Here is a 17,429-nt window from a genome sequence, read left to right on the forward strand (position 1 = left end):
CCGTCTGACAATGGAGTCCAACTGGGATAACCACTACGCCGATGGCGCAAACGACACCACTCGTCGTATGCTCTACACCGGTCTGAAAAGCGATACCTGGGGTACGCTGACCTTCGGTCAACAGAACAGCATCTACTATGATGTGGTTGGCGCGAAAACCGATATCTGGGACTACGACATGATCGGTCAGGCTCCGGGTAACGGTATCAACGGTGACTACGATGGTTCTTATCGTACCCGTAAATCTCTGAAATATAAGAAAACTGTAGGCGACGTTGATCTCTATGCGTCTTACCTGTTCAGCGATGATCTTAACCCGAACAACGGCCTGAAATACAAACGTCGTGGTGGCGGTTCTCTGGGTGTGGATTACCACATCACTAAAGACCTGACCTGGGGTACATCCTGGAACTACACCCGTGCGGAAATGCGCGGTGAAGATCAGGGCAGCAAAACTTACGATCAGAACATCGTGGGTACCGCATTTAGCTGGAAACCAGACAACTGGACCTTCGCTCTGGGCGGCGGCTGGTACCAGAACTTCATGACCACCAAGAAAATCGACGCGAAAGATTACTTCGCGGGCGACGCGTGGGGTCTGGAATACTTCGCGGGTTACACCTTCCCGATTGGTCAATACGCCGTTAAATCCATCCAGCCGTACTTCATGGGTGACCGTATTGAATACGTGAATGGTCGTAACTACCTGCGTACCGACAACGGTGTCGGTATCAGCTTCCAGCTGGATTACGGTTTCCGTGTTGACTACGAACACGTGTTTACCTCCAGCACCGACAACCTGGGTGATATGAACCTGGTTCGTCTGCGTTACGACTTCTAAGTCGTTTCGAATATCTCAAGCCGGGCACTGCCCGGCTTTTTGCTATTTACAACTAAGCATTGTTATTAAACGCATATCCCCTCCCGACGCCTCTCAAAGACATACTTCGAAATATCATGAAATAATTTCAAGGACAGCAGGTTGTGAACTGTGTCATGTTGAGGATTGCCCCTTTTGTGGACATAACAACAGCGCCGCATCGCACGGCGATATGCACGACATCACAACGTTTAAAATGGAGAAGTTATGGGATTGCGTCAGAGTTTACGCGTCGCGACCGGAGCCCTGCTGCTGGCCTGTGGATTACAGTTTGCCCACGCTAACAGCGACCCGCACACCATTGTTTTCGGCGTCGCGCCGGGGCCGTATGGCGACATGGTAAAGCAGGCGATTGCGCCATCACTGAAAGAGAAAGGGTATAAAGTCGTGGTACGCGAATTTAGCGACTACGTGCAGCCAAATATGGCGCTGTCTAACGGTAGCATCGATGCCAACCTGTTTCAGCACTCGCTCTATTTCGATAAATTCACCGCAGATAAAGGTCTCAAGCTGACGAAGCTGATTGTCGTTCCCACTGCCGGGATGGGCTTCTATTCCCGTAAGGTGAAGAGCCTTGATGAGCTGAAGAAGGGCGATATCATCACGCTCTCGAATGACCCGACCAACCTGGCGCGCGGCCTGCGTTTCCTGCAGTCGCTCGACCTTATCACCATCAAACCGAATATCGACCCAACTAAAGCATCTGAGCGCGATATCGCCAGCAACCCGAAAGGGTTGGTGTTCAAACCGCTGGAAGCTGCGCAGTTGCCGCGTACGCTCGATGGCGTCACCGGTGCGCTGGTAAACGGTAACTTTGCTGTGGCGGCGGGCCTCGATCTCTCCAGCGCGCTTAAGCAGGAGCATCTGGATGAGAACCTGAAAAATATCATTGCGGTGCGCAGTGAAGATGCGGATAAACCGTTCGCCAAAGATATTGTCGAGGCGGTGAAATCACCGGCTTATCGTGCAGTCATCGACGACCCGAAAAACATTTATAGCGCCTTCCAGAAACCAGAATGGATGTCTGACGCGAAGTAATCGCAGGACGCAACCTGACAGGGCAGACGCGTCTGCCCTTTTCGCATTTCTGAGGTAAGTATGATTGAGATAGAAAAGGTCTGTGTGGATTTTACCACCGGCCACGGGCCGTCCACGCGGGCGGTGAATAACGTCAACCTGCATATTGGCGCGGGCGAAATCTTCGGTATTGTTGGCACCAGCGGGGCGGGGAAAAGTACGCTGCTGCGCACGCTCAACGCCTTAACGCGCCCGAGCGAAGGCCGCGTTAAGGTTAACGGCGTGGAGATCTCCGCGCTTGAAGGCGCAAATCTTCGCAAAGCACGCCAGCGTATCGGTATGATCTTCCAGCATTTTAATCTGATGCACACCCGCACCGTTGCCCAGAACGTTGCCTTCAGTCTGAAAGCGGCTGGCTGGGATCGCGATAAAATTGCGCCGCGTGTAGCCGAGATTTTGGCGCTGGTGGGGCTTGCCGATAAAGCAAACCGCTACCCGGTGCAGCTCAGCGGCGGGCAGAAACAGCGCGTGGGGATTGCCCGCGCCATCGCCAATCATCCTGACGTATTGTTGTGTGATGAACCGACTTCGGCGTTAGATCTGGAAACATCTGCCACGATTCTGGCTCTGCTGAAAGAGATCAACGCGAAGCTCGGGATCACGATCGTGCTGATCACCCATGAAATGAACGTGATCAAAACCATTTGCGATCGTGTGGCGGTGATGTCCGGCGGCGAAGTGGTGGAATCCGGCGAGGTGTTTGATGTCTTCGCCCATCCACAGCATGCATTCACCCGGCAACTGGTGTCGCATACTCTGAACCTGACGCTGCCCGATCGCCTGCGCGAACATTTGCCGGGCCAGTTGCTGAAGATTCTGTTCATTGGCGATTCCGCCGAGCAGCCGGTGCTGTCCGAAGTGGCGGTGAAATTTGGCGTGGCGGTGAACATTCTGCACGGCAAAATTGAGTATATCGCCGAGCGGGCGCTGGGGATTCTGGTGGTGCAACTGACCGCCCCGCATAACCCAACGTCCGTAGACGCTGCGGTGGCCTATATTCGGGAAAATACGGCACAGGTGGAGGTGATCCGTGGATGATTTACTGCCGGACTTAACGCTGGCCTTTAACGAAACCTTCCAGATGCTGAGTATTTCGACGGTGCTGGCGATTGTCGGCGGCCTGCCGCTCGGTTTTCTGATTTTTGTCACCGACCGCCATCTGTTCTGGCAAAACCGCTTTGTGTACCTGGTGTCGTCGGTGCTGGTGAACATTATTCGCTCGGTACCGTTTGTGATCCTGCTGGTCCTGCTGTTGCCGCTCACCCAGTTTCTGCTCGGCAACACCATCGGGCCAATTGCGGCATCGGTACCGCTCTCCGTTGCAGCGATTGCGTTCTACGCGCGGCTGGTCGATAGCGCCCTGCGCGAAGTGGATAAAGGCATTATCGAAGCCGCTGAAGCGTTTGGCGCAAGCCCGATGCGGATTATCTGTACCGTGCTGTTGCCGGAAGCCAGCGCCGGGTTGCTGCGCGGCCTGACCATTACGCTGGTCAGTTTAATCGGTTACTCGGCAATGGCCGGGATTGTCGGCGGCGGCGGGGTGGGCGACCTGGCGATTCGCTACGGCTATTACCGTTACGAAACCCAGGTGATGGTCGTGACCGTTATCGCGCTGATTGTGCTGGTGCAGGTGGTGCAGATGTTGGGCGACTGGCTGGCGAAGCGGGCGGATAAGCGCGAGCGGCGTTGATGCCGGATTGCGCTGCGCTTATCCGGCCTACATTTCGCATCAATTCGTAGGTCGGGTAAGCGCAGCGCCACCCGACACCCACTAATGCCCCAGCAACCAATCCTCCACGGCCTCCGATGTGCCGCGAAAGACTATCTTTCTGGCCTTTTTCTCCAGTTGATAGCGGTACATCGGGTCGTAGTATTCATTAAGCAGCGGAACCAGCCAGGCAAAATGCGGTTCGGTTGAACCGCTTTGCTGTTGCTCTACAAGCGCCTGGTCGAGCTTTTGCGTCAGCTCGGCGAAGCGTTGCAGACCAAGTCGACGACGAATGGCGAACAGGCCGTGATGCAGATATTCGCTGTACTCCGCCCAGCCTTTCTCTTCGCCAAAAGCCTCAAGAAACGCCTGATGCATATGCGTAAAATACTCTTCGCGCAGACGCTCCAGACGCAGCTCAAACGGATCATCCACCACCGCAATGGGCGATTGCGCCATGCGTTCGCGCATGCACTCCGGCAGATGATTTGCACCAATCATATGGCCCTCATCTTCCAGCACCCAGCGCACGTTTTCCTGCCCGTGACTGCGCTGAAGCAGCGCGCTGGCCAGATGGTTTTCAAAGGTGGCTTGCTGATGCTGAGCGTCCAGCGTGCGGCCAAATGAAGAACCGCGATGATGCGCGAGGCCTTCCAGATCGATACCAAAAGGCTGATTGCGTACCAGCGGTGTTTTGCCGTTTCCGGTACAGCCGCCAATCAATACGATCGGATTCTGAACGAGTGCTTCCGTTGCCTGAATCGCCGCCTGGCGCAGCATTTTGTAGCCACCGACAATCAGTGGATAATCGACGCCGTGCTCTTTTAACCACGCCTGCACGATATGTGAACGCTGGCCGCCACGCGCGCAGCAAAGATAACCGTGCGGAAAACGGGCACAGGCTTCTCGCCAGGTGTCGATGCGCTGCTGGCGTGTCTCGCCTGACACTAACTGATGACCCAGCGCTAAAGCCGCGTCGGGTCCCTGGCGTTTGTAACAGGTACCAACAGCAGCACGCTCGTCATCGTTCATCAACGGCAGGTTGATTGCCGCAGGCAGCGAGCCTTGCTGAAACTCAACGGGGGCGCGAACGTCAATGATGGGGGTACCGGCGGTCAAAATGGCCCGGTAATCCGTCCCATTATTCATGGGCAAATCCTTCTGTAAAAATCGGGAGGGAAACTCGGACGGGATTCTACGCTTGTGACGAGAGCCGGGGAAGGGGAGGATCGTTCCCCGGCACGTTAGGCTTAAGCCAGTTTTGACTGCGCCCAGCTAATTCCACTGGCGTACTCCGGCGGCAGCAGTGGTGTGAGGGCTTCAAGCGTGGCGCTTAAACGCCCGGTATCACAGTCGTTCAGGTTGAGATGACCGACTTTCCGGCCCGGCCTAACCTCTTTGTCGTACCAGTGCAGATGTACCAGCGGCAGCTTCAACCAGTCGTAGTTCAGGTCGCTGCCAATCAGGTTAACCATTACCGACGGGCTGTTGACCACTGGCGGCGGCAGCGGCAAATCGGTGATAGCGCGCAGGTGCAGTTCAAACTGGCTGATGGAGGCGCCGTTTTGCGTCCAGTGACCGCTGTTATGTACGCGCGGAGCCAGCTCGTTAATCAGCAGTCCAGCAGGGGTAATGAAGCACTCCATCGCCATCACGCCCACGTAGTTCAGCTCGTGCATAATTGCTGACAGCATGCTTTCGGCCTGGTTTTGCTGCTGTGCGTTCGCCTGGGGGAACGCCACGCTCATGCGCAGAATGCCATCCTGATGCAGGTTGTGGGTCAGCGGATAGAACACGGTGCTGCCATCGTGGGCACGCGCGCCAACCAGCGAGACTTCACCGGAGAAATTAATGCCCTGCTCAACGATACATTCGCCATAGCATTCGTCAGGCAACTGAGCGGTCTCATCTGCGCGTAAGCGCCACTGACCGCGACCATCGTAACCGCCGGTGCGACGCTTCACGATTGCCAGCTCCCCCAGACGTTCGAAAACGTCAGGCCACTGGCTTTGCTCCGCCAGCAGTTGCCACGGCGCGGTAGGCAGGCTGAGTTTGTCGAACAGCTGCTTTTGCGTCAGACGATCGGCAATAATCGGGAATACGTCGCGATTAACGAATGCCGGATGCAGCGCCAGCTCGCGGGTTAACGCGGTTTCCGGCCAGCGTTCAATTTCAGCGGTGATGACGCTTTGCTGAAAAGGCACCGCTTCCGGTGAGGCTTCCAGACCAACGGGCCACACGGCAATGCCCAGCGGCTCGCCGGCCTGACGCAGCATGCGCCCCAGTTGGCCGTTGCCCAGTACGCAAACCTGCTTCATGCGTCACCCCGCGGGTCCGGGTTTTCCAGGACTTCATCGGTTTGCGCGCGACGCCATTCCGCCAGGCGTTGATGCAGCTCGGCATCGTGCTGGGCAAGAATCTGCGCGGCCAGCAGGGCGGCGTTAGCGGCACCCGCTTTTCCAATCGCCAGTGTTCCGACCGGAATACCGCGCGGCATTTGCACGATGGAATAGAGACTATCGACACCGCTCAGGGCAGCGCTTTGTACTGGCACACCCAGCACCGGTACTAATGTTTTTGCGGCAATCATGCCCGGCAGATGCGCCGCGCCGCCTGCACCCGCGATGATCACCTGATAGCCGTTTTCTTCGGCGCTTTCGGCGAAGCTGAACAGTTTATCGGGCGTGCGGTGGGCGGAAACCACTTCGACATGATGAGGAACATTCAGGATATCAAGAACTTCGGTAGCAAACTGCATGGTAGCCCAGTCGCTTTTGGACCCCATCACGATAGCGATACGTGCCGGATTATTGCGGGAAGACATACGTCTTAAAACTCCTGTGGGTGTGCTGCACACGACGTTGTAGGCCACAGAGAATAGCATGGAAAATGGACAAGGAAAACGGTTGCGTAGGCGTGAGTGCTGGGTTTCTTCTTTCTGTAACAATAAAAACGAGATGTCATTTTTTTCTGTTTTAAAAGGATGCTCACTAATAGCCTGGTAATGAATCTGATTAGCAATATAACGTATTTTATTTAATTGGATAATTCCTGAAAAATAATAAATACCCATGGGTAGATATATCGGTAATTTTAATTGCAAGAGGTGAATGAATTGTAGTTACGGTGCGCATTTTTAGTCGTAAATACTGTAATAATTAAAATAAATAACAACGATATTCTTCAGGTGTTTTAAAGATACGATAACAAATAAATATCTGTTTAATTTTTATCTTGATAAATCATATAATTAAAACAGAGTTAAACACCAGGTTAGACCTCTTTTTTTTTGCAGGAATATCTCCTATGCTGCCGTTGTTGTCTCATTGGAACGATGAATATAAAGCTTCATTTGAAAGCGATAAATTAAACGGATTGATTATTTAAACTATCTACAACGACATGGTATTTAAAATGAAAAAAGCAGGAATGATATTTTCTGCGGCGGGACTGGTATTGCTGTTATCCGGGTGCGTTATTGCACCTCCACAGGAGAACAGTAAACATCACCACCGCCATAATAATGAAATGATTACCCGCGATGGCGCTACGCTGCCGGATTGCCAGACACTCCCCGATGCCAGTCAGGCGGATAACGGTTCACGTTGCTGGTACCGCTAAATAAGAGGTTTAATGATGAAAGCAAAAATAGTTATCCCGGCGGCGCTTCTTGCTGCACTGTTTTGTCAGCCCGCTTTGGCCATTAGCGAAGCCTACCGTGCACAGCTTGAACGCTCTGGCTGCACACAAGTTAGCGAAGCTAACGGAACATGTGATGTTAACGCATCTCATCACCACAATCACAAGGTGAAACTGTCGGCCAACGATGTGGCTTATCAGCTGGATTCACATATCGCCGGAAAATATGAAGGACAGGCGGTCGACTATATGCAAACTCAGGGCTGGCAGCCTGCCAATGATGAGCAAACGCGCTGGATCAAGAATGGTTTTGTCGTTGATTTTGATATGACATCAAGCGGTCGGTTAGCCGGGGTCGTTGTTCGCTAATTGCTATCAGGAAGCCTGACGGACAGGGATGTTCTTTAAAACGGGAAGGCGATCAGCTCAACGTCCAGTGGGGTAACTTTCACCATTGAGCCATCTGAATGCCACGCGCCTAACACTACGCGGAAAGCAGGTTGCTTATTGGCGATAAGTTCATGTACATCCGGGCGATGCGTGTGCCCGTGAATCAGCCACTGCACGTGGTGCTTTTCCATCACATCCACAACGGCCTGCGGGTTCACATCCATAATCTCCATCGATTTATGGCTGTTGGCGGCTTTACTGTCGGCGCGCATGCGGGCGGCAATTTTCTGGCGGATAAACAACGGCAGTGCCAGGAATAATTTCTGGATCCACGGCGTATGCACTTTGGCGCGAAACGCCTGATAGCCTTCGTCATCGGTGCAGAGCGTATCGCCGTGCAAAATTAGCACCGGGCGACCGTACAGCTCAAGACGTTGTTCCTCTGGCAGCAGTGTCATGCCGCTTTCCCGGGCAAAGCGTTTACCGAGCAGGAAATCACGATTACCGTGAATGAAATAACAAGGAACACCGGAATCGACCAGCGCTTTTATGGCGTGGGCTATTTGCTGGTGCAGGGGATTCGGATCGTCGTCGCCAATCCAGGCTTCGAAGAGATCGCCGAGAATGTAGAGCGCATCGGCGTGACGCGCTTCACCGGCTAAAAAACGCAGAAAACCGGCGGTGATCGCCGGTTCTTCTGTCTGCAGGTGCAAATCTGCAATAAAGAGTGTCGCCACGATTACTCGCTGACGGTCACGCTTTCGATAATAACGTCTTCTTTAGGAACGTCCTGGTGCATACCGCTGCGGCCCGTGGCGACAGCTTTGATTTTATCCACCACGTCCATACCTTCAACGACTTCTGCGAATACGCAGTAGCCCCAACCCTGCAGGCTTTCGCCGGAGAAGTTCAGGAAGTCGTTGTCAGCCACGTTGATGAAGAACTGCGCGGTTGCGGAGTGCGGAGCCTGAGTACGCGCCATTGCCAGCGTGCCACGGGTGTTTTTCAGACCATTGTTGGCTTCGTTTTTGATAGCCTCTTTGGTCGCTTTCTGATTCATGCCCGGCTCAAAGCCGCCGCCCTGAATCATAAAGCCATTGATTACACGGTGGAAAATCGTGTTGTTGTAGAAACCTTCGCGGCAGTAGTCCAGGAAGTTTTTAACTGTTTCCGGCGCTTTGTCATCAAAGGTTTTGATTACGATATCGCCGTGATTAGTGTGGAAAGTAACCATTTCTGCATCCTGTTCCGTTATAGTGGTGCGTTAACTCGCGTGCGAGTCGTATATAGGCGCCTGTTATAGCATAACCGCGAGGTTCGATCACCTTGCAATGTGTGCTGCTTCAGAGTTGAATTAAAGGTAGAATACGCCGTTTCAGGCGCAAGCCCAGATCACACACGTCAACATGGAATTATCGATGCTAAAAATCTTCAATACAATGACCCGCCAAAAAGAGGAATTTAAGCCTATTCACGCCGGTGAAGTCGGCATGTACGTGTGTGGAATTACCGTTTACGATCTCTGTCATATCGGTCATGGACGTACCTTTGTTTCCTTTGACGTGGTAGCCCGTTACCTGCGTTTTCTTGGCTATAAGCTGAAATACGTCCGCAACATCACGGATATCGACGACAAAATCATCAAACGCGCCAATGAAAACGGCGAAAGCTTTGTGCAACTGGTTGATCGCATGATTGCCGAAATGCATAAAGACTTTGATGCGCTGAACATTCTGCGCCCGGATGCCGAACCGCGCGCGACGCACCATATTCATGAAATCATTGAGATTACTGAACGTCTGATTGAACGCGGTCACGCATATGTTGCCGATAGCGGCGACGTGATGTTCTCGGTGCCGACCGATCCGAACTACGGCAAACTGTCGCGTCAGGATCTGGAGCAGTTGCAGGCCGGTGCGCGCGTCGAAGTCGCGGAAGTGAAACGTAACCCGATGGACTTCGTACTGTGGAAAATGTCGAAAGCGGGCGAGCCGAGCTGGCCGTCGCCGTGGGGTGAAGGCCGTCCGGGCTGGCACATTGAATGTTCCGCGATGAACTGCAAACAGCTGGGGCATCATTTTGATATCCACGGCGGCGGTTCTGACCTGATGTTCCCGCACCACGAAAACGAAATCGCCCAGTCTACCTGTGCGCACGATGGCGAATACGTTAACTACTGGATGCACTCAGGGATGGTGATGGTTGACCGCGAGAAGATGTCAAAATCGCTGGGCAACTTCTTTACCGTGCGTGACGTGCTGAAGTATTACGACGCGGAAACCGTGCGTTACTTCCTGATGTCCGGCCACTATCGCAGCCAGCTGAACTACAGCGAAGATAACCTGAAACAGGCGCGTTCTGCGCTGGAGCGTCTCTACACGGCGCTGCGCGGTACCTCGGCTACGGACGTTGAATTCGTTCGCAGCGCGCAGTATGTCGATCGCTTTAAAGAGGCGATGGACGACGATTTCAACACCCCGGTGGCTTACGCCGTACTGTTTGATTTGGCGAAAGAAGTGAACAACGCGAAACAGGCAGGCAACAGCGAAGAAGCGAATGCGGCGGCCACTTGTCTGCGCACACTGGCGGCTGTTCTTGGCCTGCTGGAACAAGATCCAGAAGCATTCCTGCAAAGTGGTGCTCAGGCGGATGACGGTGAAGTCGCGGAAATCGAAGCCCTGATTCAGCAGCGTCTCGACGCGCGTAAAGCGAAAGACTGGGCAGCAGCGGATGCGGCGCGTGACCGTCTGAATGAGATGGGTATCGTGCTGGAAGATGGCCCGCAGGGGACGACGTGGCGTCGTAAGTAACCCCTCACCCTAACCCTCTCCCATCGGGAGAGGGGACCGATTGTGTCAATGTTTAAGTGAGTGCGGTTTTCTCCCTCTCCCTGTGGGAGAGGGCCGGGGTGAGGGCATCAGCGCCTTTGCCACCACAATATTCCCATCAACACCACGCCCGGCAGCCACACCCACAACAACTCCGAAAAAATCACCTGATGCCCGTACGACGTGGTGTAACTCGACAGCGCGAACGGCGCGACTTTTATTACCTGCCACGGCGCAAAGAAGCGTTCCTCTGACCATGGCCACAGCCAGCCGACGCCTTTTCCGCCTGTGGTCACTGAATCCAACAGACTGTGCGATAGCAGCGATACGCTCAGAAATAGCCAACAGCGGATGAGCCCGGCCCGGAACCAGTGTCGACCAATCATCACGCAAAGTAGCGGAACCACAAAAGCGAAAAGCAGAGAATGGGTAAACCCGCGATGACCAAAAGCATTGCCGTAAGCCACGCCAAACTTAAATGCCAGCACGTCGGCGTCTGGGAGCATGGCGAGCACAACGCCGGTAAAAAGTAATCGGGGAGGGATGACTCTGCTGCCAAGGCCTAAGCCCAGGCACAGAGGAACGGCGGCGTGTGTGATAACGGTCGGCATGGCTAAATATTCCCGGGAAATCAGGAGAATATAGCAGCAATTGGGCTCATCAGACCCCGGGCACAATTCCGAAACTACGCCGATTCCCGCGTAATCAATTGACCAGAAAGTGTAATTTTCTGCGTTTGCAGTTCAGGTTCTTTAAGCTTCCGCATCATTAAGCCCGCAGCCTGTCGACCGGTCTCTTCGCTTGATGATGAGACATAGGTAAAAGAGGGGGAGGTGAGGTTCACATTAAGCATATCTTCAAAGCCAATCAACGCGACTTGCTGAGTCAGAAACACATCTTTCCCCACGGTACGCCCAACCTGATGAATTCCGGTTATGCTGCCAATCATCGCCGCAGGCGAGTGGCATAATAGTGCAGTGAAGGTGTTATTTTTCTCAAGCAACTGACGTGTGACGAGACTTGCAGCATGGGTGTCTTCGCTACAGCACGGCGTCGCTTCTTCGCGATTCACCAGCCCATATTGCGTTAACACGCTGCGAAAACCTGCCAGCCGCTGCTGGCGAATTAAATCGTCTTCGCGCCCGCCAATGTAGGCAATGCTGCGATGCCCACGCTCAATCAGATACCGTGCGGCAAGAACGGTGGCCTGACGGTTATCGCGCATCACCAGGTTGCACTGTTCATCAAGCGGCGACTGGGAAACCACCACATAAGGTAGCGGACAGTGGCGTATTTTGTCCGGAATATGTGGGCTAAAGGCGTCGGATGCGAGGTAGATAACCCCCGCCACGCCCTGCTGTTTAAATGACAGCAGGCAGCGTTCTAAATGATCATGGCTGTTAAGCGGTTGACCGAGAAAAACCATATATCCCTGTTTTTCCAGCTCCTGCACGATGCTTGCCATCACTTTGATGGAAAAACTGTCGCTGAAATCCGGGAGGATAAGGCCAATCAGATTGGACGTGTTGGCGCGAAGGTTAGCAGCCGCGACGTTGTGAACGTAACCGAGCGCCTCGATAGCAGCATGGACTTTGCCGATGGTCGCGTCAGAAATTTTCCCTTTCTGACGCAGTACCAGAGACACGGTCGACACTGACACGCCTGCCTGCTTTGCGACATCAATAATGCTGACTTTCTTCAATTCCGCTCCCTGAAATATTCGATTTATATCACGACGCCCCCTCAGCCTAACGGAGGCGCCGTCGAGCGGCATAGTATTATTTGCCAATCATCGTGGACATGGTCTGAGCGATAAACTGTGCTCTGGCACCGAAAATAACCTGAATACCTTTATCCCCGACAAACACCACCCCGCGTGCGCCGACACCGTTAAGGCCGTCTTTATCCACCTTATCACCCTGCGTGACTTCCAGACGCAAGCGGGTGATGCAGGAACCGACCGAATCGATATTCTGCGCGCCGCCCAGCAGAGCGATAATTTCCGTTGCCAGTTCGGTATCGGTTTTATCTTTGGCATCAGCCACCACATCGGCGCGGCCCGGCGTTTTGATATCAAAGCGACGGATCACGAAACGGAAGGTGAAGTAGTAGATAATCGCCATCGGAACACCGACGATTGCTGCGCTGAGGAAGTTGGTTTGATAACCGTTAAACGAGGGCAGAATACCGAACGAGATGTAGTCAATCATCCCCGCAGAGAAGGATTTCGCGATGTGTGCGTGCAACAGGAACATGCACATATACGCAAGACCAGCCATGATGGCATTGAAGACGTAAAGGATTGGTGCAACGAAAATAAAGGTAAACTCGACCGGCTCGGTGATCCCGGTCAGGAAGCAGGTGAGGGCGGCGGAGAACAGAATACCGAAAGCGATTTTCTTGTTTTTGCTGTTCGCTTCGTGATACATCGCCAGACACGCCGCAGGCAGTGCAAACAGCATCAGCGGGAATTCTCCCTGCATGAATTTACCGGCATTCTGGTAGGTATCGCTGCTAAAGGATTTCACCCCTTCTTCCAGCATTTTGAACCAGATAGTCTGGTCGCCGTGGATGACCTGGCCTGCCTGCGTGGTGTAGTCGCCAAAGGAGTACCAGAAAGACGGATACCAGATGTGATGCAGACCGAGCGGAATTAACGCGCGTTCGACCAGACCAAAAATAAACGTCGATGCCGCCTGATTATCACCGTTCACCACCGTGGAGAGCGCATCAATACCCGCCTGGATATGCTGCCAGACGTAAGGTAGAAGCAGGCCGAGCAGGAATGACAGCACTGCCGTGGCAATCGCGACAAAACGTTTGCCGGAGAAGAATCCCAGAAATTCCGGCAGCTGCATGGCATGGAAGCGGTTGTAACACCAGGCCGCGAGAATGCCGCAAATCAGGCCGCCAAAGACGCCCATTTGCAGCGTCGGAATACCGACCACCATCGCATATTTCCCGCCCTGAGAGGCCATTTCCGGCGTAATCCCCAGCACGGTACCGATAGTGATATTGGTGACAAACACGGAAACGGCGGCAGAGAGTGCTGCGATACCCGATTCCGATGCCAGCCCGACCGCAGAACCAATCGCGAACAACATCGGCAGGTTATCAAAAATAACCCCCCCTGCGTTCATCATTAGCGGCAAATGGAATTTATCACCGAACGCCAGCAGCAAACCCGCCGCAGGCAGGAGTGAGATTGGCAGCATTAATGCGCGACCAATCATCGATAGTTTTGACAATGATTTAACAATACCGGACAGCAAACCCATACCCGTTCCCCCGACTGGAGATAATGAATTGCGCGTAAATCGCGCTGTTATTGTAAGTAGAACGTTCTAGTAGAACGTTCTACTTATGGTCGGAGAAACGTAAAATTTCCGCAACAAGATTATGACGCGTAGCGATAGGAGATTGTGATTATTTGAAGTTGATCAATAAGTGACCGTGCTGAAAGCAGGGGAATAAAATAGGTGTGTGACGAGTGAAATAATACCCGGCAGGTTGCCGGGTATTAACAGACTTATGCGATAACGCTAATGCTTTGTCCGGCAAAGCTCACCGTTTGCCCGGCGACGATTTTGCAGCGTTTGCGCGTTTCAACCGCGCCGTCAACTTTCACCTGACCATCGGCGATGACGATTTTCGCCTGCGCGCCGCTTTCGGTCCAGCCTTCCAGTTTCAGCAGATCGCACAGTTCAACGTGCGGGTGTTTTCCTAAAGAGAATGTGGCCATTATGCTTCCTCGACGTCGTGATACTCTTCACAGGCCTGAAGCGTATTCTGAATAAGTGTTGCAACAGTCATCGGGCCGACGCCGCCCGGAACCGGCGTAATGTAAGACGCGCGTTTGGCTGCATCTTCAAAAACTACATCGCCCACTACTTTGCCATTTTCCAGTCGGTTAATGCCGACATCCATGACAATCGCGCCTTCTTTGATCCAGTCGCCCGGAATAAAGCCCGGCTTACCGACGGCAACAATCAGCAGATCGGCATTTTCGACATGGTGACGCAGGTTTTTAGTGAAGCGGTGAGTCACGGTGGTGGTACAACCGGCCAGCAGCAGCTCCATGCTCATCGGGCGACCTACGATGTTAGAGGCGCCGATAACGACGGCATTCAGCCCATAGGTGTCGATGTTGTAGCGTTCGAGCAGCGTGACGATACCACGCGGCGTACACGGGCGCAGACGCGGCGCGCGCTGGCACAGGCGGCCCACATTATACGGGTGAAAACCGTCAACGTCTTTATCGGGTGCAATGCGTTCCAGCACTTTCACGTTATCGATGCCTGCCGGGAGCGGCAACTGCACTAAGATACCGTCAATGGTTTTGTCGGCGTTCAGGGTGTCGATAAGGGTCAGTAGCTCGGCTTCGCTGGTGGTTTCCGGCAGGTCATAAGAGCGGGAGACGAATCCCACTTCGTCGCAGGCTTTGCGTTTGCTTGCGACATAAATTTGTGAGGCCGGGTTGCTGCCAACCAGCACAACGGCAAGCCCGGGGGCACGTTTTCCTGCTGCAACGCGCGCCTGCACTTTTTCCGCAACCTCAGAGCGCACCTGCTGCGCAATCGTTTTACCGTCAATAATCTTAGCTGCCATCAGAGAGAAGATTCCATCTGTCACTTTCGAAAGGGGGATGGCCATATTTTGTCAGATGCGGGGCTTTCTGTCAGTCATCCTTTACGAGTTTTCGCGCGAAAGCCCTTCCTGCTAGCGATAGTCTTACGGTTTACAGGGTTTTGTCCTGGTAAAAATTAGGACGCGGCTTAGCCTGAGCTCAGTGTTTATACGTATTTTCTCTTATTTAATTTCTGTACCTTAGCGTCGAAATAAATTCTTCCGGTGTTATCGCCGGAATATCTCACTGCCTGTTATTTGGCAGTGCTTTTAACTCTCTCAGGGACGCTGAGGTTATGCGGTCTGGCAATTATTTGCCGTGCTATGTCATGCGAGTCGTACAGGATATTCGGTTCGTCACAATGTTTTAATTCATCAAGGAATACCTATGAAACTGAGTACTATTGCCTCTACTGTGATGGCGTCTTTCGTATTAATGGCGGGTGCCGCACAGGCTGCGCCGGTTTCCGTTAATGGCGGCAGCGTTCACTTTAAAGGTGAATTAGTCAACGCAGCGTGTGCGGTAAATACTGAGTCTTCAGATCAAATTGTTGAACTGGGCCAGTATCGCACGGCGAAATTTACTGCAGTCGGCGATACCACCACCAATATGCCGTTCACCATCGTTCTGAACGATTGCGATCCGAGCGTATCGGCTACCGCTGCTGTTGCATTTAGCGGCCAGGCTGACGCCACCGACGCAACCCTGCTGGCAGTGAACTCTTCCAACAACAATACCGCGGCGAAAGGCGTGGGTATCGAGATCCTCGACAGCAAATCGAAAACGCTGAGCCCGGATGGCGCAACCTTCTCTTCTGCACAGACTCTGCTGCAGGGCACCAACACCCTGAACTTCACCGCGCGCTACAAAGCAACGGCGGATACCGCTGAGCCGGGTCAGGCGAATGCGGACGCGACCTTTGTGATGAAGTACGAGTAATTGCTCATACAGGGAGTGACTTTGCCTCAGGGATGAGGCTCGAATCACCTGAAGAGAGCCACGAATGAGAGGGATTGTGTTCCTGCTGGCCACACTGATGCTTTCTCTGCCCGCGCTGGCGCACAGAGTTGTCATCGAAGGTGGAAAAGTACAAATGCGCGGCGAGCTGGTTAACAGCGCCTGTGCTGTCGCCACCGAAAGCCAGAATATGCGCATTGAGATGGGGCAGTACCGAACCAACGCGTTTACCGGGCCGGGAAGCTTTGCCACCACGCAGGTGCCGTTTACGCTGCGCCTGGTCGATTGCCGAAAAGATGTTTCGCAGACCGTGGGGATTGCCTTCCAGGGGCTGACGCCAACGGAAGATCCGCTGGTGTTTATGACCACGTCGCGCGTCGATGGCCGTCAACCAAACAGCGGGGTAGGTCTGGCGTTATTTGATAACAGCCAGCGGCATATTATTCCGAACGCCCAGCCGGTTTCTTATTTTCCAATTAATGATGACGAGCTGATATTTCATTTCAGCGCGCGCTATCGGGCTATTTCTGGCCAGGTTATGCCAGGCGCAATTCAGTCTGATGTCTGGTTTACGTTGCTTTATCCCTGAAGCGTCAAAAAGAGAAAAGGTATTGTTGTGATTAACGCAATTATTAAATCAAGCATGGCCCTGTCATTTTTACTGCTGTGTGTTTCGTTACCTGCACAGGCATCCGGGGGAGTGGCACTGGGCGCTACGCGCGTTATTTATCCGGCGGACGCCAAACAGACGTCGCTGGCCATCACTAACAGCAATGATAAAGAACGTTATTTAATTAACGCATGGATTGAAAACAACCTCGGGAAAAAAGAATCAACATTTGTCGTGACGCCGCCACTGTTCGTCAGTGAGCCAAAAAGCGAAAACACCCTGCGTATTATTTATGCCGGGCAGCCTTTGCCGTCCGATCGCGAGTCGCTGTTCTGGATGAACGTGAAGGCGATTCCGTCCGTCAATAAAGCAAATATCGAAGGGAAGAACGTTCTGCAACTGGCGATTTTGTCGCGCATTAAACTGTTCGTTCGCCCGAAAAATCTGGCAATGCCACCGGAAGAGGCCCTGTCGCACCTGCGTTTTGAGCGCAGCGGCACGCACCTGAAGGTGACCAATGCGTCGCCTTATTACGTTACGCTTGTCAATTTGCAGCTTGGCGGTCAGCGCATCAACAACCTGATGATTGCGCCGAAAAACAGCGCCCAGCAGGCGATTCCCGCCTCGGCAAGCGGTACGCTTTCGTGGCAGAGCGTGAATGATTACGGGGCTATTACCCCCGTTCACCGCGTCAACCTTTGATGAAGTCAGGG

Annotated in this window: 20 protein-coding genes; 10 read left to right on the top strand and 10 right to left on the bottom strand. The window is 53.3% G+C overall.

Features of this window, described 5'->3' with window-relative positions; genetic code table 11:
• From F0Q32_RS18790 to F0Q32_RS18805, 4 genes are all read left to right on the top strand, one after another.
• Positions 1 to 841: porin (locus F0Q32_RS18790; protein WP_149464281.1), on the top strand; the 841-nt coding region annotated here is incomplete at its 5' end.
• Positions 842 to 1,087: 246 nt separating this feature from the next.
• Positions 1,088 to 1,918, top strand: coding sequence for a MetQ/NlpA family ABC transporter substrate-binding protein (locus F0Q32_RS18795; protein WP_149464282.1), 831 nt, complete (start codon positions 1,088 to 1,090; stop codon positions 1,916 to 1,918).
• 60 nt (positions 1,919 to 1,978) lie between these two features.
• Positions 1,979 to 2,995: a virulence-associated ABC transporter ATP-binding protein SfbB gene (gene sfbB, locus F0Q32_RS18800; RefSeq protein WP_149464283.1), complete on the top strand. Its 1,017-nt coding sequence runs from the start codon at positions 1,979 to 1,981 to the stop codon at positions 2,993 to 2,995.
• Complete coding sequence (locus F0Q32_RS18805) at positions 2,988 to 3,647, top strand: methionine ABC transporter permease (protein WP_015965490.1); 660 nt, start codon at positions 2,988 to 2,990, stop codon at positions 3,645 to 3,647. Before sfbB ends, F0Q32_RS18805 begins: the two co-directional genes overlap by 8 nt.
• Positions 3,648 to 3,728: 81 nt before the next feature.
• On the opposite strand, the gene mnmH is transcribed toward F0Q32_RS18805, so the two are convergent.
• The 3 genes from mnmH to purE all read right to left on the bottom strand — a co-directional run bounded on the left by mnmH (position 3,729) and on the right by purE (position 6,489).
• Positions 3,729 to 4,814 carry a tRNA 2-selenouridine(34) synthase MnmH gene (gene mnmH / locus F0Q32_RS18810; protein ID WP_149464284.1) on the bottom strand — a complete coding sequence of 362 codons (1,086 nt, stop codon included), beginning with the start codon at positions 4,812 to 4,814 and terminating at the stop codon, positions 3,729 to 3,731.
• Between the two features lie 101 nt (positions 4,815 to 4,915).
• Positions 4,916 to 5,983: a 5-(carboxyamino)imidazole ribonucleotide synthase gene (gene purK / locus F0Q32_RS18815; protein ID WP_149464285.1), complete on the bottom strand. Its 1,068-nt coding sequence runs from the start codon at positions 5,981 to 5,983 to the stop codon at positions 4,916 to 4,918.
• Positions 5,980 to 6,489 (bottom strand): 5-(carboxyamino)imidazole ribonucleotide mutase, encoded by a 510-nt coding sequence (purE, locus tag F0Q32_RS18820; RefSeq protein WP_015965487.1) that lies wholly within the window; start codon positions 6,487 to 6,489, stop codon positions 5,980 to 5,982. The genes purK and purE overlap by 4 nt, the downstream gene beginning before the upstream one ends.
• A 590-nt stretch (positions 6,490 to 7,079) precedes the next feature.
• Between purE and F0Q32_RS18825 the strand changes: the two genes are divergently transcribed.
• Together F0Q32_RS18825 and F0Q32_RS18830 are read left to right on the top strand one after the other, a co-directional pair.
• Positions 7,080 to 7,286, top strand: a complete 207-nt coding sequence (locus F0Q32_RS18825; RefSeq protein WP_149464286.1) for a hypothetical protein — start codon at positions 7,080 to 7,082, stop codon at positions 7,284 to 7,286.
• A gap of 12 nt (positions 7,287 to 7,298) precedes the next feature.
• The gene (locus F0Q32_RS18830; RefSeq protein ID WP_149464287.1) at positions 7,299 to 7,673 is read left to right on the top strand and encodes a hypothetical protein; all 375 of its coding nucleotides are present in this window, start codon (positions 7,299 to 7,301) and stop codon (positions 7,671 to 7,673) included.
• Between the two features lie 35 nt (positions 7,674 to 7,708).
• Here F0Q32_RS18830 and lpxH read toward each other — a convergent pair whose 3' ends face one another.
• Positions 7,709 to 8,431 (bottom strand): UDP-2,3-diacylglucosamine diphosphatase, encoded by a 723-nt coding sequence (lpxH, locus tag F0Q32_RS18835; protein WP_149464288.1) that lies wholly within the window; start codon positions 8,429 to 8,431, stop codon positions 7,709 to 7,711.
• Between the two features lie 2 nt (positions 8,432 to 8,433).
• Positions 8,434 to 8,928, bottom strand: coding sequence for a peptidylprolyl isomerase B (ppiB, locus tag F0Q32_RS18840; protein ID WP_149464289.1), 495 nt, complete (start codon positions 8,926 to 8,928; stop codon positions 8,434 to 8,436).
• Between the two features lie 184 nt (positions 8,929 to 9,112).
• On the opposite strand from ppiB, the gene cysS reads away from it, so the two are divergent.
• Complete coding sequence (gene cysS, locus F0Q32_RS18845) at positions 9,113 to 10,504, top strand: cysteine--tRNA ligase (protein WP_149464290.1); 1,392 nt, start codon at positions 9,113 to 9,115, stop codon at positions 10,502 to 10,504.
• A 107-nt stretch (positions 10,505 to 10,611) separates the two neighbouring features.
• Here cysS and F0Q32_RS18850 read toward each other — a convergent pair whose 3' ends face one another.
• The 5 genes from F0Q32_RS18850 to folD form a co-directional block, all read right to left on the bottom strand.
• Positions 10,612 to 11,133, bottom strand: a complete 522-nt coding sequence (locus F0Q32_RS18850) for a metal-dependent hydrolase (protein ID WP_149464291.1) — start codon at positions 11,131 to 11,133, stop codon at positions 10,612 to 10,614.
• A 74-nt stretch (positions 11,134 to 11,207) separates the two neighbouring features.
• Entirely contained in the window at positions 11,208 to 12,224 is a 1,017-nt protein-coding gene (locus F0Q32_RS18855; RefSeq protein WP_149464292.1) for a substrate-binding domain-containing protein, read from the bottom strand.
• A 76-nt stretch (positions 12,225 to 12,300) separates the two neighbouring features.
• Entirely contained in the window at positions 12,301 to 13,800 is a 1,500-nt protein-coding gene (locus F0Q32_RS18860) for a PTS transporter subunit EIIC (RefSeq protein WP_149464293.1), read from the bottom strand.
• Between the two features lie 251 nt (positions 13,801 to 14,051).
• On the bottom strand, positions 14,052 to 14,264 hold the full coding sequence (gene ybcJ / locus F0Q32_RS18865; RefSeq protein WP_149464294.1) for a ribosome-associated protein YbcJ: 213 nt from the start codon (positions 14,262 to 14,264) through the stop codon (positions 14,052 to 14,054).
• Complete coding sequence (gene folD / locus F0Q32_RS18870; RefSeq protein WP_015965477.1) at positions 14,264 to 15,130, bottom strand: bifunctional methylenetetrahydrofolate dehydrogenase/methenyltetrahydrofolate cyclohydrolase FolD; 867 nt, start codon at positions 15,128 to 15,130, stop codon at positions 14,264 to 14,266. The genes ybcJ and folD overlap by 1 nt, the downstream gene beginning before the upstream one ends.
• Before the next feature lie 406 nt (positions 15,131 to 15,536).
• Between folD and fimA the strand changes: the two genes are divergently transcribed.
• The 3 genes from fimA to fimC all read left to right on the top strand — a co-directional run bounded on the left by fimA (position 15,537) and on the right by fimC (position 17,418).
• Complete coding sequence (gene fimA / locus F0Q32_RS18875; RefSeq protein ID WP_113858833.1) at positions 15,537 to 16,088, top strand: type 1 fimbrial major subunit FimA; 552 nt, start codon at positions 15,537 to 15,539, stop codon at positions 16,086 to 16,088.
• A 64-nt stretch (positions 16,089 to 16,152) separates the two neighbouring features.
• Complete coding sequence (gene fimI, locus F0Q32_RS18880) at positions 16,153 to 16,695, top strand: type 1 fimbrial protein subunit FimI (protein WP_113858834.1); 543 nt, start codon at positions 16,153 to 16,155, stop codon at positions 16,693 to 16,695.
• A 30-nt stretch (positions 16,696 to 16,725) separates the two neighbouring features.
• A complete protein-coding gene (gene fimC / locus F0Q32_RS18885; RefSeq protein ID WP_149464553.1) occupies positions 16,726 to 17,418 on the top strand; it encodes a type 1 fimbria chaperone FimC in 693 nt (230 codons plus the stop codon).
• The last annotated feature ends 11 nt before the right edge of the window (positions 17,419 to 17,429 follow it).

It is taken from the genome of Pseudocitrobacter sp. 73, assembly GCF_008369545.1.
GTDB classification, from domain to species: Bacteria; Pseudomonadota; Gammaproteobacteria; order Enterobacterales; family Enterobacteriaceae; genus Pseudocitrobacter; species Pseudocitrobacter vendiensis.

Bases quoted from the DNA above. Each gene is read 5' to 3' on its own strand.
- F0Q32_RS18795 (WP_149464282.1), top strand. From the start codon at position 1,088: ATGGGATTGCGTCAGAGTTTACGCGTCGCGACCGGAGCCCTGCTGCTG.
- sfbB (WP_149464283.1), top strand. From the start codon at position 1,979: ATGATTGAGATAGAAAAGGTCTGTGTGGATTTTACCACCGGCCACGGG.
- mnmH (WP_149464284.1), bottom strand. From the start codon at position 4,814: ATGAATAATGGGACGGATTACCGGGCCATTTTGACCGCCGGTACCCCC.
- purK (WP_149464285.1), bottom strand. From the start codon at position 5,983: ATGAAGCAGGTTTGCGTACTGGGCAACGGCCAACTGGGGCGCATGCTG.
- purE (WP_015965487.1), bottom strand. From the start codon at position 6,489: ATGTCTTCCCGCAATAATCCGGCACGTATCGCTATCGTGATGGGGTCC.
- F0Q32_RS18825 (WP_149464286.1), top strand. From the start codon at position 7,080: ATGAAAAAAGCAGGAATGATATTTTCTGCGGCGGGACTGGTATTGCTG.
- F0Q32_RS18830 (WP_149464287.1), top strand. From the start codon at position 7,299: ATGATGAAAGCAAAAATAGTTATCCCGGCGGCGCTTCTTGCTGCACTG.
- ppiB (WP_149464289.1), bottom strand. From the start codon at position 8,928: ATGGTTACTTTCCACACTAATCACGGCGATATCGTAATCAAAACCTTT.
- cysS (WP_149464290.1), top strand. From the start codon at position 9,113: ATGCTAAAAATCTTCAATACAATGACCCGCCAAAAAGAGGAATTTAAG.
- F0Q32_RS18850 (WP_149464291.1), bottom strand. From the start codon at position 11,133: ATGCCGACCGTTATCACACACGCCGCCGTTCCTCTGTGCCTGGGCTTA.
- F0Q32_RS18860 (WP_149464293.1), bottom strand. From the start codon at position 13,800: ATGGGTTTGCTGTCCGGTATTGTTAAATCATTGTCAAAACTATCGATG.
- ybcJ (WP_149464294.1), bottom strand. From the start codon at position 14,264: ATGGCCACATTCTCTTTAGGAAAACACCCGCACGTTGAACTGTGCGAT.
- folD (WP_015965477.1), bottom strand. From the start codon at position 15,130: ATGGCAGCTAAGATTATTGACGGTAAAACGATTGCGCAGCAGGTGCGC.
- fimA (WP_113858833.1), top strand. From the start codon at position 15,537: ATGAAACTGAGTACTATTGCCTCTACTGTGATGGCGTCTTTCGTATTA.
- fimI (WP_113858834.1), top strand. From the start codon at position 16,153: ATGAGAGGGATTGTGTTCCTGCTGGCCACACTGATGCTTTCTCTGCCC.